At 66.4% G+C, this 16,581-nt stretch carries 15 protein-coding genes; 8 read left to right on the forward strand and 7 right to left on the reverse strand.

Annotated elements, in window-relative coordinates:
- The first annotated feature begins 23 nt into the window (after positions 1–23).
- On the forward strand, positions 24–1,094 hold the full coding sequence (locus MJO58_RS06670; protein WP_090608537.1) for a potassium channel family protein: 1,071 nt from the start codon (positions 24–26) through the stop codon (positions 1,092–1,094).
- 81 nt (positions 1,095–1,175) lie between these two features.
- Positions 1,176–2,099, forward strand: coding sequence for an NAD(+) diphosphatase (gene nudC, locus MJO58_RS06675; protein WP_239722363.1), 924 nt, complete (start codon positions 1,176–1,178; stop codon positions 2,097–2,099).
- Between the two features lie 4 nt (positions 2,100–2,103).
- On the opposite strand, the gene MJO58_RS06680 is transcribed toward nudC, so the two are convergent.
- A complete protein-coding gene (locus MJO58_RS06680; protein WP_239722364.1) occupies positions 2,104–2,766 on the reverse strand; it encodes a sensor domain-containing protein in 663 nt (220 codons plus the stop codon).
- A 64-nt stretch (positions 2,767–2,830) separates the two neighbouring features.
- Complete coding sequence (gene mrx1 / locus MJO58_RS06685; protein ID WP_090600805.1) at positions 2,831–3,085, reverse strand: mycoredoxin Mrx1; 255 nt, start codon at positions 3,083–3,085, stop codon at positions 2,831–2,833.
- 107 nt (positions 3,086–3,192) lie between these two features.
- Here mrx1 and MJO58_RS06690 point away from each other — a divergent pair, with 107 nt between their 5' ends.
- The 3 genes from MJO58_RS06690 (at position 3,193) to MJO58_RS06700 (ending at position 5,962) form a co-directional block, all read left to right on the forward strand.
- The gene (locus tag MJO58_RS06690; RefSeq protein WP_239723179.1) at positions 3,193–5,295 is read left to right on the forward strand and encodes an ATP-dependent DNA helicase UvrD2; all 2,103 of its coding nucleotides are present in this window, start codon (positions 3,193–3,195) and stop codon (positions 5,293–5,295) included.
- 96 nt (positions 5,296–5,391) lie between these two features.
- The gene (locus MJO58_RS06695) at positions 5,392–5,538 is read left to right on the forward strand and encodes a hypothetical protein (RefSeq protein WP_175364299.1); all 147 of its coding nucleotides are present in this window, start codon (positions 5,392–5,394) and stop codon (positions 5,536–5,538) included.
- Between the two features lie 154 nt (positions 5,539–5,692).
- Positions 5,693–5,962, forward strand: coding sequence for a WhiB family transcriptional regulator (locus MJO58_RS06700; RefSeq protein WP_090600807.1), 270 nt, complete (start codon positions 5,693–5,695; stop codon positions 5,960–5,962).
- Here MJO58_RS06700 and MJO58_RS06705 read toward each other — a convergent pair.
- From MJO58_RS06705 to MJO58_RS06720, 4 genes are all read right to left on the reverse strand, one after another.
- Positions 5,959–7,302, reverse strand: coding sequence for a macrolide-binding ATPase MABP-1 (locus tag MJO58_RS06705; RefSeq protein ID WP_090600808.1), 1,344 nt, complete (start codon positions 7,300–7,302; stop codon positions 5,959–5,961). The two genes, MJO58_RS06700 and MJO58_RS06705, sit on opposite strands and share 4 nt — an antisense overlap.
- Before the next feature lie 104 nt (positions 7,303–7,406).
- Positions 7,407–8,261, reverse strand: a complete 855-nt coding sequence (locus tag MJO58_RS06710; RefSeq protein WP_239722365.1) for a cyclodehydratase — start codon at positions 8,259–8,261, stop codon at positions 7,407–7,409.
- Between the two features lie 126 nt (positions 8,262–8,387).
- Positions 8,388–8,612 carry a hypothetical protein gene (locus MJO58_RS06715; protein ID WP_090600810.1) on the reverse strand — a complete coding sequence of 75 codons (225 nt, stop codon included), beginning with the start codon at positions 8,610–8,612 and terminating at the stop codon, positions 8,388–8,390.
- A gap of 235 nt (positions 8,613–8,847) precedes the next feature.
- Positions 8,848–9,585 carry a C39 family peptidase gene (locus tag MJO58_RS06720; protein WP_239722366.1) on the reverse strand — a complete coding sequence of 246 codons (738 nt, stop codon included), beginning with the start codon at positions 9,583–9,585 and terminating at the stop codon, positions 8,848–8,850.
- A 266-nt stretch (positions 9,586–9,851) separates the two neighbouring features.
- On the opposite strand from MJO58_RS06720, the gene pstS reads away from it, so the two are divergent.
- Positions 9,852–10,949, forward strand: coding sequence for a phosphate ABC transporter substrate-binding protein PstS (gene pstS, locus MJO58_RS06725; RefSeq protein ID WP_090600812.1), 1,098 nt, complete (start codon positions 9,852–9,854; stop codon positions 10,947–10,949).
- A 12-nt stretch (positions 10,950–10,961) separates the two neighbouring features.
- Here the strand turns inward: pstS and MJO58_RS06730 are convergent, their stop codons facing one another.
- Entirely contained in the window at positions 10,962–12,347 is a 1,386-nt protein-coding gene (locus MJO58_RS06730; protein ID WP_090600813.1) for a zinc-dependent metalloprotease, read from the reverse strand.
- Positions 12,348–12,425: 78 nt separating this feature from the next.
- Between MJO58_RS06730 and MJO58_RS06735 the strand changes: the two genes are divergently transcribed.
- Positions 12,426–13,448 (forward strand): YlbL family protein, encoded by a 1,023-nt coding sequence (locus MJO58_RS06735; protein ID WP_239722367.1) that lies wholly within the window; start codon positions 12,426–12,428, stop codon positions 13,446–13,448.
- A gap of 71 nt (positions 13,449–13,519) precedes the next feature.
- On the forward strand, positions 13,520–16,501 hold the full coding sequence (locus MJO58_RS06740) for a UPF0182 family protein (protein ID WP_239722368.1): 2,982 nt from the start codon (positions 13,520–13,522) through the stop codon (positions 16,499–16,501).
- The last annotated feature ends 80 nt before the right edge of the window (positions 16,502–16,581 follow it).

Genomic DNA, 16,581 nt, shown 5'->3' on the forward strand with positions numbered 1-16,581 from the left:
TGTCCAGCCAACGATGGACCGCTGTGCCCAAGGGTAGGTTGCGACGGCTGCGAGGTCTCGACGAGAGACTGACCACCCAGCCCGGTCACCTGCTGGTCGGCGTGCTGCGCATCCCCGAAGACCACGGCAGCCCGGCCCGCGTCATCACCCGCCGGCTGATCATTGCGCTAGTGGTCTTGTTCGGCGCCGCTCTCGTCGTCTACCTCGACCGCAACGGCTACCGCGACGTGCGCGGCGGACGGCTGACGTTCCTGGACTGCCTGTATTTCTCGGCGGTCTCGCTGTCAACGACCGGTTATGGCGACATCACCCCGATTACCGAAACCGCGCGCCTGGTCAACACCGTCGTCTTCACTCCGCTGCGCATCGCGTTCCTGGTCGTGTTGGTCGGAACGACGCTCGAGGTGCTCTCGGAGCGGTCCCGGCAGGGATGGAAAATTCAGCGTTGGAGGAACAGAGTGCGTAACCACACCATCGTGATCGGGTACGGCACCAAGGGCAAACGTGCCGTCGCCGCCCGGGTCAGCGACGAGGCCGTTCAGGGCGAAATCGTCGTCGTCGACACCGATCGCAGCGCCCTCGAGCACGCCACCACGGCCGGGCTGGTCACCGTGCACGGCGACGGCACCAAGTCCGACGTGCTGCGGCTGGCCGGGGCGCAGCATGCGTCGTCGATCATCGTGGCCACCAACCGTGACGACACTGCCGTGCTGGTGACCCTGACGGCCCGCGAAATCGCGCCGAAGGCCAAGATCGTGGCCGCCATCCGGGAATCCGAAAATTCACACCTGCTCCAGCAATCGGGGGCGGATTCGGTGGTCGTCTCCTCGGAGACCGCCGGCCGGCTACTCGGTCTGGCCACCACCATGCCCAGCGTCGTGGAGATGATCGAGGACCTGCTGACCCCAGACGCCGGGCTGGCCATCGCCGAACGCGAAGTGGAGGCGAGCGAGGTCGGCGGATCGCCGCGTCACCTACGCGACATCGTGCTCGGCGTCGTGCGCGACGGACAGTTGCTCCGCATCGGTGCACCCGAAGTCGACGCCATCGAGGCCACCGACCGGCTGCTCTACATCAAAAACACGGGGCATTAGTGGCGATCGCAAGCCCGGCGAAGCCCGGCGCGGTCCCCCGCAAGCAGGCGGTGCCCCCGGGTCGGCGCCAGGAGGCATAGCGTGGACTTTCAGCTGAGCAGTGTTCCGTTGCTCTCCCGCGTCGGCGCCGACCGGGCCGATCAACTGCGGACCGACGTTGAGGCGGCCACCGTCGGATGGGCGGATGCGGCGCTGCTGCGGGTGGATTCGCGCAACCAGGTGTTGGTCGCCAACGGCCGGGTGGTGCTCGGCGCGGCGGCCGAACTGGGCGAAAAGCCGCCGCACGACGCTGTTTTCCTCGGCCGCATCGAGAACGACCGGCATGTCTGGGCCATCCGGGGAGCGCTGCAGGCGCCCGAGGACCCGGACGCTCAAACCGAGGTGGTGAACCTGCGCAGCCTCGGCCCGATCTTCGACGACACCAGCAGCCAGCTGGTGTCGTCGGCCGTTGCGCTGCTGAATTGGCATGACAGGGCGCGGTTTAGCGCGGTGGACGGCTCCCCGACGAAACCGGCCCGGGCGGGCTGGTCCCGAGTCAACCCGGTCACCGGTCACGAGGAGTTCCCGCGCATCGACCCGGCGGTCATCTGTCTGGTGCACGACGGCGGCGACCGCGCGGTGCTGGCCCGCCAGGCGGTGTGGCCCGAGCGAATGTTCTCCCTGGTGGCGGGATTCGTCGAAGCCGGAGAGTCTTTCGAGGTCTGTGTGGTCCGGGAGATCCGCGAGGAAATCGGCCTGAATGTGACCGATGTTCGTTACCTGGGCAGCCAGCCGTGGCCCTTTCCTCGTTCACTGATGGTCGGCTTCCACGCGTTGGGCGACCCCGACGAGGAGTTCGCATTCAACGACGGCGAGATCGCCGAGGCGGCCTGGTTCACCCGCGACGAGGTACGCGCGGCGCTGGCCGTCGGCGACTGGAGTAGTTCGTCGGAGTCGAAGCTGCTTCTGCCCGGTTCGATTTCGATCGCGCGGGTGATCATCGAATCCTGGGCGGAACTCGACTGAGGCGCTAACCGACGCGATCGGTGATGATCTGCAAAACGGAATTCGCGATCTGATCCGAGGCTTCAAGCCCCACCACGCCGACCGACAGGATCATCGCTGACTTGGTGCGGTACAGGTGGCTCCACTGGTCGGCGCTGAGTCGCAGCGTCGAGGGATCGGGTTTGTCGAGGGTGAAAGCGTAGCCGGGGTCGTGCAGGGCGACACACGCCTGCAGCGAGGATTCCAGCTGACGCAATACGCCTTGCGCCGCATCGGGGTTCGCGTATCGCGCGACCGCCTGAGTGACTCCATTGACCATCGCGTTGCCGCCCGGCTGAATGTCGTCGGTGACCCCGTGATAGCCCGCGCTGCGAAACTCCGTCCAGTTGTTGCCGAAGGTGAGCTCGTTGTGTCCCACCACCCGGCACGGCGCGGGAGCGTTGGCGTCGGACGGAGCCGGCTTGTGCGTGTCCGCCTTGGCGCGCGGCCTCAGATCGTCCGTCTTGGCAATCTGGCGGACCTCGTCGATGCCCACGATCATGTCGTCGACGCGCGTGACGGTGTGGGGCGTGGCCGGGGTGCTCGAATGCGAGCACGCCGTCATCAGCATCGCCGCGCAGCACGCAATCGCAATCGGCCAGAATTTGCACGTCGAGCCGCTTGGCCGCGATCGCAAATTCGACGCCATGGTTCTTATCGTAGGGCGCTCCGCCGCGCAGCTACGGCCGACCGCGCGGGTTCAGGCCGAGTGCTTAACCTGCGACCTGGGCCAGCTTCGCTTTCACCTCGGCAGCGCTCGGGTTGGTCAGCGTCGATCCGTCGGCGAACTTCACCGTTGGCACGGTCCGGTTGCCGCCATTGACCGAGCCGACGAATTCGGCGGCCGCCGCGTCGTGTTCGATGTCGACCGTCTCGTAGGGGATTCCGTTGGACTTGAGCACGGTCATGAGCCGGTGGCAATAGCCACACCATGACGTCGTGTACACGGTAATCGCAGCGTTGCTCATAACCCGATAACGTAGCCCGCCGTCGTTGCGTTCCGCGGCGGGGACACCCGGGCGTACGGCGTGGCGAAACACCCGGTTTGTCGGCGACCGCTGCCAAGATGGACGGCATGCCGATGGTCGCCGATCCACTGACCGCCGGGCTGGACGACGAGCAGCGTGAGGCCGTGCTGGCGCCACGCGGACCGGTTTGTGTGCTTGCAGGTGCTGGAACAGGCAAGACCCGCACCATCACGCATCGCATCGCCCAGCTCGTCGCGAGTGGTCATGTCGCCGCCGGGCAGGTGCTTGCGGTCACGTTCACCCAGCGCGCCGCGGGGGAGATGCGATCGCGATTGCGGACGCTGGACGCCAATACGCAGACCGGGTCGGGCGTCGGCGCCGTGCAGGCCCTGACCTTCCACTCGGCCGCACACCGCCAGCTGCGGTACTTCTGGCCGCGGGTGATCGGCGACACCGGCTGGCAGCTGCTGGACACCAAGTTTGCCGTCGTGGCCCGCGCGGCCAGCCGCCTACGGCTCAATGTCAGCACCGACGACGTGCGCGACCTGGCCGGCGAGATCGAATGGGCCAAGGCCTCGCTGATCGGCCCCGAGGCTTATCCGAGCGAGGTCGCCGCCGCCGGCCGCGACATCCCGCTGGACGCCAAGAAGGTCGCCGACGTCTACACCGCCTACGAGGCCCTCAAGGTCCGCGACGAATCGGTGACGCTGCTCGACTTCGACGACCTGCTGCTGCACACCGCCGCCGCGATCGAGAACGACGCCGCTGTCGCCGAGGAGTTCCGCGACCGTTATCGCTGCTTCGTGGTCGACGAGTACCAGGACGTCACCCCACTGCAACAGCGGGTGCTGTCGGCGTGGCTGGGTGATCGAGACGACCTCACGGTCGTCGGCGACGCCAACCAGACCATCTACTCGTTCACCGGCGCCTCGCCCCGCTTCCTGCTGGATTTCTCGCGGCAGTTCCCGGACGCCACGGTGGTGCGCCTGGAGCGCGATTACCGCTCCACCCCGCAGGTGGTCTCGCTGGCCAACCAGGTGATCGCGGCGGCCCGCGGCCGGGTCGCCGGCAGCAAGCTGCAGCTGTCTGGCCAACGTGCGCCGGGGCCGGCCCCGACGTTTTGCGAGCATGCCGACGAAACCGTCGAGGCGGCCGCGGTCGCGAAGGCGATCGGCGGGCTGATCGAATCCGGCACCAAGCCGTCGGAAATCGCGGTGCTTTACCGCGTCAATGCGCAGTCCGCGATCTACGAGGAAGCGTTGACCGAGGCGGGCATCGCCTACCAGGTTCGCGGCGGCGAGGGCTTCTTCAACCGCCAGGAGATCAAGCAGGCGATGGTGGCCCTGCACCGCCGTGCGGAGCGCGGCTCCGAACAAGACCTGGCGGGGTCGTTGCCCGACGTGGTCCGCGCGGTGCTGGAGCCGCTGGGGCTGACGGCCTCCGAACCCGACGGCACCCGGGCCAGGGAGCGCTGGGAGGCGCTGTCCGCGCTGGCCGAGCTGGTGGAGGACGAGGTGGCGCAGCGCCCGCAGCTGGAACTGCCGGGCTTGGTGGCCGAGCTGCGGGTCCGCGCCGACTTGCGCCATCCGCCGGTGGTGCAGGGCGTCACGCTCGCGTCGTTGCACGCCGCCAAGGGGCTGGAATGGGATGCGGTGTTCCTGGTCGGATTGGCTGACGGCACTCTGCCCATCTCGCACGCCTTGGCCCATGGCGCCGAGAGCGAACCGGTCGAGGAAGAGCGCCGCCTGCTGTATGTCGGAATCACCAGGGCCCGAGTGCATTTGGCCCTATCCTGGGCGCTGTCGCGCAGCCCGGGCGGTCGGCAGACCCGCAAGCCGTCGCGGTTTCTCAACGGCATTGCACCGCAGGCGCGCGTCGACCCGGGCAAATCCAGGCGCAAGCAAGGCGGTTCGCGCTGCCGGATCTGCAACAACAACCTGACCACCCCGGCGGCCGTCATGCTGCGCCGCTGCGAGACGTGCTCGGCCGACGTCGACGAGGCGTTGTTGCTGCGGCTCAAACAGTGGCGGTTGGATGTCGCCAAGGAGCAGAAGGTGCCCGCGTATGTCGTCTTCACCGACAACACGCTGATCGCGATCGCCGAACTGCTGCCCGACGACGAAGCGGCGCTGATCGCGATCCCGGGTATCGGCGCACGCAAACTCGAGCAGTACGGAGCCGACGTGCTGGGGCTGGTGCGCGGGCGCTGAAACCGCAGGTCAAAAATCGGTTGTCCGTCCCGGCTGCTAACATCTACCCTCGAAAACGCGGGTTCACTGTCGAGTGCCCAAAAGGAGGTGGCCACGATGATCAGCGACACGTTCGAGGTAGGCGTGGCCGGCGCGGTGCTGTCCGCGTGGACCTTCCATGCCGCCCACGCCGCCGTAACGGCGGCCGGTGCTAAGCATCGCGCCGCCGCGACTGACGCGTTCGTGGATCGGGGAACTACGTAAGCACTACGTAACCCGCCCGGTTTTCAAATGGCCACGGACCCGAAGTCACCAAGGATCCGTGGCCATAGTTTTTGGGGCTGAAGTCTTCCAAAGCCCGCAACCTGGTCCGGATCACCGCAGAAGGACACCCAACCAGGAAGCAGGTGAGCAGGACATGTCGGCACAGACAGTCCCCAGACAACCGGCGCCGGTGTTGCCATGTCACGCCGACGATCCCGATCTATGGTTTGCCGACGCACCGGCCGACCTGGAGCGCGCCAAGGCGCTCTGCACGCACTGCCCGGTCCGGCGACAATGCCTGGCCGCGGCGCTGGACCGGGCCGAGCCGTGGGGAGTGTGGGGCGGCGAGATATTCGAGCGGGGCTCGGTCGTGAGCTACAAACGTCCGCGCGGACGTCCCCGCAAGGGCGCGGTCGCCGCCTAGACGGCCGCGACGTCGGGGTCGGCGAAACCGGGGATCAGCTCCTCGGTCAGCGACTTGATCGGCACGTGAGCATCCAGCTGGCACAGGATCGCGGCGACGGACATGATCACCCGCATCGGGATCACCAGTTTGGGCGGTAGATCCATCTGCCGGGCCGTCCGGATCTGGGACACCGATCGGTCGATCTCGACGGCCGACATCTTCTGCAACCACTTGCGGGTGTAGTGGAAGACCTCCACCTCAACCGGTTCGACGTACTGGCGCAGCATGTCGTCAATGTCGCGCACCGACACCTGCTGGCCTTTCTGGATGAAGCCGGCCTTTTCCATTGTCGGCAACAGCAGGTCGTAGTTCTTGTCGCGGGCCAACCGGATGGTCATCCCGAGTTCGATCGGAAAACCACCGGGCATGGGCGCAACTGCGCCGAAGTCGATGACGGCCATCCGGCCGTCGGCTAACAGCATGAAGTTTCCCGGGTGCGCGTCGCCGTGCAGCATCTGCAACCGGCGCGGCGCGTCAAAGGTCAGCTCGAGGAGCCGGGTGCCGATCAGATCGCGCTGCTCGACGGTGCCGTGGCGGATGATCTCGGCCATCGGCACGCCCTGGATCCACTCCTGGACGACGACCTTGGGCGCACTGGCCACCACCCGCGGCACCGCGAAGTGCGGATGATCGCGATACGCCTTCGCGAACGCGCGCTGGTTGTCGGCCTCCAGCCGGTAGTCGAGTTCCATCTCGGTGCGTTCGATCAGCTCGTCGACCACGCCCTGGACGTCGGCGCCGGGCGCGAGCTGTTTGGCTACCCCGACCATCCGCTGCATCGTCTTCAGGTCGGCCCGCAGCGCTTCGTCGGCGCCCGGGTACTGGATCTTGACGGCCACCTCGCGGCCATCGGACCACAGTGCCTTGTGCACCTGGCCGATGCTGGCCGAGGCCACCGGGGTGTCGTCGAACGAACTGAACCGGTCCCGCCACTTGGTGCCCAACTGCGCGTCGAGCACCCGGTGCACCTTCTCGGCGGGCAGCGGCGGAGCGTCCTTCTGCAACTTCGTCAACGCTTCGCGGTACGGCTCGCCGTACTCCTCCGGGATCGCGGCTTCCAGCACCGACAAGGCCTGGCCGACCTTCATCGCCCCGCCCTTGAGGTCGCCCAGCACCTGGAAAAGCTGGTTGGCAGCCTTCTCCAGCAATTCGGCCTGGACTTCGTCTTTCGACTTGCCGGTCAGCCGCTTGCCGAAGCCCAGCGCTGACCTCGCAGCAAAGCCGACCGGAATACTGGCCAGCTTCGCGTTGCGCGCCGCCCGACCCCGTTTTATCTCAGACACATACCCATCATCCATGACGACACCGCCACCCCGGGCTTGATCTTGGCAACAGTGCGGTGTCAGGCCGACCGACGGTCAGGTCGGGCCGGACTTTCCCGGCCGCGCGAACGACGGCCCGATCAGCACCAACACAGCGGATGCTTGGTCCACTGCCGCGCAACGATGGCTCCGGCGTGCAGATCGAATTCCAGGGTGGCGTTCAACGCCTGCGGTGGTCCTGGATCGGGCCCGGCATCGCGGCCGCGCACGGCGGCGATCACCCGGTTCACCTGGCTAAGGGCCAGCGCCGCGGTCGCCAGCAGGGTGGCGCGATCGGCCACGCCGACGGTCTCGCGCAGCTGGGCGGCGACCGCCGGCCACGCGGCATCGCGGTCGCTGCGATGTAAGTCGGCACAGCCCAGGCAGCTGGTGACGCCCGGAATGACCAACGGCCCGACCAGCCCGGTTCCGTCGCGCACCCGCACCGCTAAGTGCGCGACGCGCTGGCTGTGCAGGTCGCGCACCATCCGCGGATCGGCGACCAGATAATCGGCCAGCACCACCAGATCCACGGCGGCGCGCGACACCGCGGCGTGCGGTTGGCTGCTGTGCGCGATCCGCGCGCCCGAGCAGCGCAGCGACTCCATCAGCAAATCCGATAGCGGCCCGCGGCCGTGCACCCGGATCGAGGCGGCGCGGCCGCCGGCCTGGCGGCACCCGCGGGTCACCACCCCGGCGCTCACCAGCTGCGTGACGAGCTGGGTCAGGCCGTCGCGGTCGGTTAACCCGCGCTCGACCGCGTGTCGCTGCAACTCGGTGAGCGGCAGGGGTGATTGCATCGCGCGCAACAGTGCGGCTAACGCCGCGGCGGCCAGTCCGCGCGGGGGACGGATCAGCACCGCACGGCGGGGATCCCAGCCCACTTGCACGGCACCGTCGGGGCGCAGCAGCACGGGCAGCGCCGGGTCCAGCGCATACGTCGCGGTGCCCGGCATGAATTCAGACTGTGCCACGGCGGGCGCGCACGCCCGATCAGCTGTCCACAGGGCCGTCAGTACCTTTGCGGGGCCCGCTAGCGACGTCGCGCTCGAACTCGGACGTACTGGCCGTGACCGCGAGTGTTATTCACCCGGTGCGGGCGGCGGCGGACATGGTCGCGCATAACGCCACGCCATGATCGTTCCGAATTGTGCGTGCGTATTCACCGGTCCGAACGTGTATCCGCAGGGCCAGTTGCGCTGTTCGCCGGGATCGTCGTTCGGGTCCGGATCCGCGTGGGCGATTCCAGCACCGAACGCCAGGGACAATAGTGCCGATCCCGCAGCGATGATTAGTCGTTTGTGCATTGCCTTCACCTCGATCTATCGTCCGTGGCCGGCGTCGCGTTCCTGGCCTTGTGCAGCTGGCCGATGCGAACGGCCTCCGGACGATTACCCACGCTGCCGGTGGGCTTTGCAACGATGCCGTGAACAGCGCGCAAATTATGTGCGGGTCCAGCGCATACACGGCGTGCCGCGTGAATCCAGACTGCGCTGCGGGCCGGCACACATCCCGATCACTCATGCACAGGTCTAGTGACCCTCAGCCGGTCGGCGCGGTCACGATGATCGTCTGTTGCCCGGCCTTCCATGCGGTCATGAATGTCGTGATGCTGACCTTGGTGTTGCCGTGGTCGGCATACGGGTCGTTGAGGTGCACGGTCTCGTTGTTGGTGTCGACCCCGGTCACGACGAGCAGGTGATCGGCCGTCTTGCGCTGGTCGTTGCTGTCCAGGATGGTTCCGCCGTTGACCCAGGCGATGACCCTGCGATTGGCGCCGAGGTCCTGCTCGAGCGCGGACAGAGTCACCTCGTCGGGGTATTTGTCCCAGGTCATGCGCGATTTGATGCCGTAGTGGTCCAGCAGCACGACGGCATCGGCCGCATCGATGCCACCCTTCTCGGTTTCGTGGCCCGGGTCGCCGGTGGGCAGATAGATCGGTCCGTCGCGGATCACCGAGGGGGTCTTCTGTGCCAGGTTGATGATCTGTTGCTCCGTGGCGGGGGTGCCGGTGACTTCGCCGACCACGTCGGCCACCGAAGCCAGCCCACAGGTGTCCTCCGTGGACTGCTGCACCCAGTACTTCGCGGCCGCCTCGGGGTCGCCGTACATGCCGCTGACCGTCGGCCTCGCCGGCGTCGGCGTGCCGCTGGCCGCGACCGCGGGTGGGGTCGCCGCGGCACCGGTCGATGACGGCGCCGCACCGCACGCCGATACCACCAAGACGTTGCTCAGACCGATGCAAGCGCAAACCAACGCGGCGCGCACTGCGGCTGTCATTCGGGAGTTAAACATGTTGCCGCCAAGGCCAGTCGGACAATCGATCTGCGACAACGTTAGCATCCGCAGCAAACACCCGCGACCCAATTGACACAATTCCAACAAGCCGGATCACCGGGTGTGAGGATCCCTGGCTCGGCCGTCTACAGAAACCGTCTGCCGCTTTGCTCCTGCGGTCCGAGGAGGGAACTGCAATAGTGGTCGCGGGCTTTGCGGCGCCGCCGCGGCCCACAGCGCCAGACCGGGGAAATAGGTGAGGTCGGTCGATGAAAATTCGTCTGTGTGGGCCGTCGCTGGCGGCGTCGGTATTGCTGGTCGCGGCGGCCTGCGGCTCGCACTCCACGAACCCCGTCGCGCACCTGGCCACCGCGCCGGCGACGACGAACGTGACGTTGACCGAGACCGGTTCCAACAACCTCTACCCGCTGATGGATGCGTGGGCCGCGTCGTATCACTCGAAATACCCCAACGTCACCATCACCGTCGCCAGCGACGTATCGGGCAATGGGATCGCGCAAGCCGCTGACGGCGCGGTCAACATCGGTGCATCCGGTCTCTACCTGACCGAGGGCGACTTGGCCGCACACCCGGGCCTGCTGAACATCGCGCTGGCCGTTTCTTCGCTGCACGTCAACTACAACCTGCCCGGTCTCTTCGCGCACCTCCGGCTGAACGGCAAAGTACTCGCGGCCATGTACAAGGGCACCGTCAAGACCTGGAACGACCCGCAGATCGCCGACCTCAATCCGGGAGTGATCCTGCCGGCCATCCCGGTGATTCCAATGCACCGCACGGACTCCGGGAGTAATGACACGTACCTGTTCACCCAATATCTGTCCAAGCAAGACCCCGATGGGTGGGGCAAGTCGCCCGGCTTCGCCACCTCCGTCGACTTCCCCGCCGTTGGGTCGGGTCAGAACGGAATGGCGGCCGTGGTGACCAGCTGTGCCCAGAGCCCGGGATGCATCGCCTACCTTGGCACCCGCTACCAGGCCGAGGCCGCACAGAAAGGGCTGACCGAGGCCGAGTTGGCCAATGCCTCAGGCCATTACGTGCTGCCTGACGCCGAGAGCGTCGAGGCCGAGGCCGCCGGGTCTGCCTCCCAGACACCGGCCAATCAGGTGGTCTCGTTGGTCAACGGTCCCGCCCCGGACGGGTACCCGATCGTCAACTTCGAATACGCCATCGTATACAGCAAACAGAAGGACCCCGCCGTAGCGCAGACGATGCAGGCCTTTCTGCACTGGGTGGTGACCGACGGCAGCAGCTCCAAATTCCTTGACCCGGTTCACATTTACCTTCGGCCGTTGCCGGATGAGGTCAGGATGTTGTCCGACGCCCAGATCGCCAAGATCACCAGCTAGGCAAACGCCGGCTTAGTCGGTGACCGGACCGCCTGCAGAACCGGGGTCGTCTTGTTCCAGCCGGGCGATGGCTTCATCGATGCCGCTGGTATCGCCACCGATGACCCGGTCGATGAAGCCGGCGGGCTCGTCGAGATCCTCGGCGCCCGGCAATAGGTCGGGATGTTGCCAGACACCATCGCGGACATCCATGCCCGCGGCGTCGGTCAGGCGCTCCCACAGCGCGGCGGCCTCCCGCAGCTTGCGTGGCCGCAACTCCAAGCCGACCAGCGTGGCAAACGTCTGCTCGGCCGGGCCGCCGCTGGCCCGCCGTCGCCGCAGCGTCTCGCTGAGTGCGGCCGCGCCGGGAATACGGTCGCCCAGCGCGGCGGTGACCACGACCTGCACCCAACCCTCGATCAGCGCGAGGAGCGTTTCCAGCCGTTCCAGCGCCTGGGTCTGCGCCGGCGTGGCCTTCGGCTCGAAAACGCCTTGGCCGAGCAGGTTTTCGATCGCGGTCGGATCCGAAAGCGACGCGGGGTTGAAGTCCCGTGCCAACTCCTCGATCCCGCTCATGTCGATCTTCATGCCCATCGCGTAGGCCTCGATGGCGCCCAGCAGCTGGCTGGATAACCACGGAACATGGCTGAACAGCCGGTGGTGGGCCGCTTCCCGGGCGGCCAGGAACGTGATGATCTCGCCGCGCGGCTGCTCGAGTCCGGCGGCGAAGGCTTCCACGGCGCCGGGCATGATCGCCGCCACGCCCTTCGGCCCCAGCGGCAAGCCGATGTCGGTCGACGTCAGCACCTCGCGGGACAACCGGCCCAGCGCCTGGCCCAACTGCGAGCCGAACGCCATCCCGCCCATTTGCGACATCATCGCCATCAGTGGGCCGGCCATGCTCTTGGCCTCCTCGGGCAGCGACGACGCCCACACCGTCGAGATCTGTTGGGCCATCGGGTCGCACAGCCGCTTCCAGGTCTCCAGGGTGTTGTCCACCCAATCGCTTGGACTCCAGCCGACCGACTTGGTGGTGCCGGCGGGCAGCGCGGTGACGCCGTCGAGCCAGGTGTCGGCGAGGTGTACCGCATCGGCGATCGCCGAGTTCGTGGTGGCCGGGATCGGTGCGACGAAGCCAATCGAGCTGGCCGCGACCTGCCGGGCCAGGTCGTAGTTGACGGGTCCCGACGGGGCACCGCCGGCCGGCCCCACCCCGGCGCTGCTGAACATCTGACCGAGCTGCGTGAAGATCTGCCCCAGGTCACCCATGTTGAAGTCGCCGCCCATGCCGAACGCACCGAGCGGGTCTGACGGGCCCGAGCCGGAACCGGGATTCTTTTTCCCGTGCTCGTCGCGCTCGGGGTCTTCTCCGGAGGAGAAGCCGAAAGGCAGGTCAGCCATAACCTCAACGGTACCCACCGCTGGATCAAGAGTTGCCATCCGGCGTCACGCTTGTAGCTGAACGCGTCGCCCCGGTGTCCGGTTAGGGTAAGCGGCGTGAACAGGCGGATTCTGACCTTGATGGTCGCGCTGGTGCCGATCTTGGTCTTCGGCGTGTTGCTCGCGGTAGTGACGGTGCCGTTCGTCTCGCTGGGCCCCGGCCCGACTTTCGACACGCTCGGTGAGGTCGACGGCAAGCAAGTGGTCGCGATCGAAGGCACCCAGACTCATCCGACGACCGGTCACCTCAATATGACGACGGTGTCCCAGCGCGACGAGCTGACCCTCGGCGAAGCGCTCACGTTGTGGTTCTCCGGACAAGAGCAGTTGGTACCGCGCGACCTGATCTACCCGCCCGGCAAGTCCCGTGAAGACGTCGACAAGGCCAACACCGCCGACTTCAAAGATTCCGAGGACAGCGCCGCCTATGCCGCCCTGGGCTATCTGAAATTCGCCCCCGCCGTCACGGTCGCGACGGTCACCGACCCCGGTCCGTCGACGGGCAAGCTGAAGGCCGGTGACGCCATCGACGCGGTCAACGGCACCCCGGTGGTCAATGTCGAGCAGTTCACCGGACTGCTGAAGGCCAGCAAGCCCGGCCAGACGGTGACGATCGACTACCGCCGCAAGAATGAACCGGCCGGCGTCGCGCAAATCACCCTCGGCACCAACAAAGACCGCGATTACGGCTTCATGGGTGTCGCGGTGCTCGATGCACCGTGGGCGCCGTTCTCGGTGGACTTCAACCTGGCCAATGTGGGCGGACCGTCCGCCGGCCTGATGTTCAGCCTGGCCGTCGTCGACAAGCTCACCACCGGCGATCTGGCCGGTTCGACGTTCATCGCGGGGACCGGCACGATCACCTCCGACGGCAAGGTCGGCCAGATCGGCGGCATCACCCACAAGATGGTCGCCGCCCAGGAAGCGGGCGCCACGGTGTTCCTGGTGCCGGCAAAGAACTGCTACGAGGCGACCTCGGACAATCCGCACGGTTTGCGCCTGATCAAGGTCGAGACGCTCGGACAAGCCGTGGATGCGCTGCACGCGATCCAACAAGGAGGTCAGGCACCGAGCTGCTAGCCCGCCATAGCGGGTGCTGCGGTGCGTACAGTTGTGACCGTCCAGCTCACATTAATCAGGGAGCGTAGCCAGTGGGGATGCGGCCCACCGCAAGGATGCCGAAGCTGACTCGGCGCAGCCGGATTCTGATTTTGATCGCGCTCGGTGTGATCGCGCTGCTGCTTGCCGGCCCGCGCCTCATCGACGCCTACGTCGACTGGTTGTGGTTCGGCGAGCTCGGCTATCGCTCCGTTTTCACCACCGTGCTGATGACCCGCATCGTGGTGTTCCTGGTCGCCGGCCTGCTGGTCGGCGGGATCGTGTTCGCCGGGCTAGGGCTGGCCTACCGCACCCGTCCGGTATTCGTTCCGAGCAACGACAACGACCCGGTGGCGCGGTATCGCACCGTGGTCATGTCCCGGTTGCGGTTGGTGGCCGTGGGCATCCCGGCGGCGATCGGCCTGCTGGCCGGCATCATTGCGCAAAGCTACTGGGTGCGGATCCAGCTGTTCTTGCACGGCCAAAGCTTCGGGATCAGGGATCCGCAGTTCGGCAAGGACCTCGGCTTCTACGCATTCGAGCTGCCGTTCTATCGGCTGGTGCTCAGCTACCTGTTCGTGTCGGTGTTCCTGGCTTTCATCGCGAACCTGCTGGCGCACTACATCTTCGGCGGCATTCGGCTGTCCGGCCGCACCGGCGCCCTGAGTCGTTCGGCGCGGATCCAGTTGGTCAGCCTGATCGGCACGCTGGTCGTGCTCAAAGCCTTTGCCTATTGGCTGGACCGCTACGAGTTGCTCTCGCACACCCGTGGCGGCAAGCCGTTCACCGGTGCCGGCTATACCGACATCAACGCCGTGTTGCCGGCCAAGCTGATCCTGATGGCGATCGCGCTGATTTGCGCCGCCGCGGTCTTTTCGGCGATCGTGCTGAAGGACTTGCGCATTCCGGCGATCGGCCTGGTCCTGCTGCTGCTGTCGTCGTTGATCGTGGGCGCCGGCTGGCCGTTGATCGTCGAGCAGATCAGCGTGAGACCCAATGCCGCGCAGAAGGAAAGCGAATACATCGGCCGCAGCATCACTGCGACACGCCAGGCCTATGGCCTGACGTCCGACCAGGTGACCTATCGCAACTACAGCGGGGACAGCCAGGCCACCGCCCAGCAGGTGGCGGCCGACCGGGCGACGACCTCGAACATCCGGTTGCTCGACCCGACGATTATCAGCCCCGCGTTCACCCAGTTCCAGCAGGGCAAGAACTTCTACTTCTTCCCCGACCAGCTGTCGATCGACCGCTACCTGGACCGCAATGGCGCGTTGCGCGATTACGTGGTCGCGGCCCGAGAACTCAACCCGGACAGGCTAATCGACAACCAGCGCGACTGGATCAACCGGCACACCGTCTACACCCACGGCAACGGGTTCATCGCCTCGCCGGCCAACACGGTGCGCGGCATCGCCAACGATCCCAACCAAAACGGTGGCTACCCAGAGTTTCTCGCCAACGTCGTCGGCGCCAATGGAAGTGTGGTGTCGGACGGGCCGGCGCCGCTGGACCAGCCGCGCATCTACTTCGGACCTGTCATCTCCAACACCTCGGCCGACTACGCGATCGTCGGACGCAACGGCGCCGACCGCGAATACGACTACGAGACCAACACCGAGACCAAGAATTACACCTACACCGGACTCGGGGGCGTCCCGATCGGTGACTGGTTATCCCGAAGCGTGTTCGCCGCCAAGTTCGCCGAGCGAAACTTCTTGTTTTCCAGCGTGATCGGCTCTAACAGCAAGATCCTGTTCAATCGTGATCCGGCTGCTCGGGTGGAGGCGGTGGCGCCGTGGCTGACCACCGACAGCGCGGTCTACCCGGCGATCGTCAACAAGCGCCTGGTGTGGATCATCGACGGTTACACCACGCTGGACAACTACCCGTACTCCGAACTCACGTCACTGGAGTCCGCGACCGCCGACTCCACCGAGGTGGCGTTCAACAAGCTTGGGCCCGACAAGCAGGTCTCCTACATCCGTAATTCGGTGAAGGCAACGGTCGACGCGTACGACGGGACCGTGACGCTTTACCAGCAGGACGAGCAGGATCCGGTGCTGAAGGCCTGGATGCAGGTTTTCCCGGGCACGGTCAAACCCAAGAGTGACATCAGCCCCGAACTGGCCGAGCATCTGCGTTATCCCGAGGACCTGTTCAAGGTCCAGCGCATGCTGCTGGCGAAGTATCACGTCAACGACCCGGTGACGTTCTTCTCCACCTCCGACTTCTGGGACGTGCCGCTGGACCCGAATCCGACGGCCAGCAGCTATCAGCCGCCGTATTACATCGTCGCGAAAAACATTGCGAAGAACGACAATACGTCGTCATACCAGCTGACTAGCGCGATGAACAGATTCAAGCGCGACTATCTAGCCGCCTACATCAGCGCCAGCTCCGATCCCGCGACGTACGGCAGGATCACGGTGCTGACCATCCCCGGTCAGGTCAACGGCCCGAAGCTGGCCAATAACGCGATCACCACCGACCCGGCGGTGTCCCAAGACCTCGGTGTGATCGGGCGGGACAACCAGAACCGAATCAGGTGGGGCAACTTGCTGACCCTGCCGGTTGCTCAGGGCGGACTGCTGTACGTCGAACCCGTCTACGCCTCTCCGGGGGCCAGCGATGCCGCCTCGTCGTACCCGCGCCTGATCCGGGTGGCGATGATGTACAACGACAAGATCGGCTACGGCCCGACCGTCGGTGACGCGCTCACCGGGTTGTTCGGGCCAGGTGCGGGCGCGGCGGCGACGGGGATCGTTCCCACCGATTCGGGTGCGCCGGCGACCCCGCCCGCGACCCCACCGACGCCGGCCGTGGCGCCCGGCCCGAACAGCCCGCCCACGGCGGTGCCCCCGGCCCCGGATGGGGCTACGACGCTGTCGCCAGCGAAAGCCGCTGCCCTGCAAGAGATCCAGACCGCGATCAACGCCGCGCGCGACGCGCAGAAGAAGGGCGATTTCGCCGGATACGGAGCGGCGCTGCAACGCCTGGACGATGCGATCACCAAGTACAACAACACGAAGTAGATCGCCTAAGCCCGGCCGCGTCGCAGTCCCCGGGCGTCACAAGAAAGACGGCATCGGACGGTTCGCCGAAGCGATATCGC

The sequence above is a fragment of the Mycobacterium lentiflavum genome, assembly GCF_022374895.2.
GTDB lineage: Bacteria > Actinomycetota > Actinomycetes > Mycobacteriales > Mycobacteriaceae > Mycobacterium > Mycobacterium lentiflavum.

What these genes read in the sequence shown, in the direction of transcription:
- pstS (WP_090600812.1), top strand. Translation starts at nt 9,852, where the DNA reads ATGAAAATTCGTCTGTGTGGGCCGTCGCTGGCGGCGTCGGTATTGCTG.
- MJO58_RS06705 (WP_090600808.1), bottom strand. Translation starts at nt 7,302, where the DNA reads ATGGATGATGGGTATGTGTCTGAGATAAAACGGGGTCGGGCGGCGCGC.
- MJO58_RS06720 (WP_239722366.1), bottom strand. Translation starts at nt 9,585, where the DNA reads ATGACAGCCGCAGTGCGCGCCGCGTTGGTTTGCGCTTGCATCGGTCTG.
- MJO58_RS06715 (WP_090600810.1), bottom strand. Translation starts at nt 8,612, where the DNA reads ATGCACAAACGACTAATCATCGCTGCGGGATCGGCACTATTGTCCCTG.
- mrx1 (WP_090600805.1), bottom strand. Translation starts at nt 3,085, where the DNA reads ATGAGCAACGCTGCGATTACCGTGTACACGACGTCATGGTGTGGCTAT.
- MJO58_RS06710 (WP_239722365.1), bottom strand. Translation starts at nt 8,261, where the DNA reads ATGCCGGGCACCGCGACGTATGCGCTGGACCCGGCGCTGCCCGTGCTG.
- MJO58_RS06690 (WP_239723179.1), top strand. Translation starts at nt 3,193, where the DNA reads ATGCCGATGGTCGCCGATCCACTGACCGCCGGGCTGGACGACGAGCAG.
- MJO58_RS06680 (WP_239722364.1), bottom strand. Translation starts at nt 2,766, where the DNA reads ATGGCGTCGAATTTGCGATCGCGGCCAAGCGGCTCGACGTGCAAATTC.
- MJO58_RS06695 (WP_175364299.1), top strand. Translation starts at nt 5,392, where the DNA reads ATGATCAGCGACACGTTCGAGGTAGGCGTGGCCGGCGCGGTGCTGTCC.
- MJO58_RS06700 (WP_090600807.1), top strand. Translation starts at nt 5,693, where the DNA reads ATGTCGGCACAGACAGTCCCCAGACAACCGGCGCCGGTGTTGCCATGT.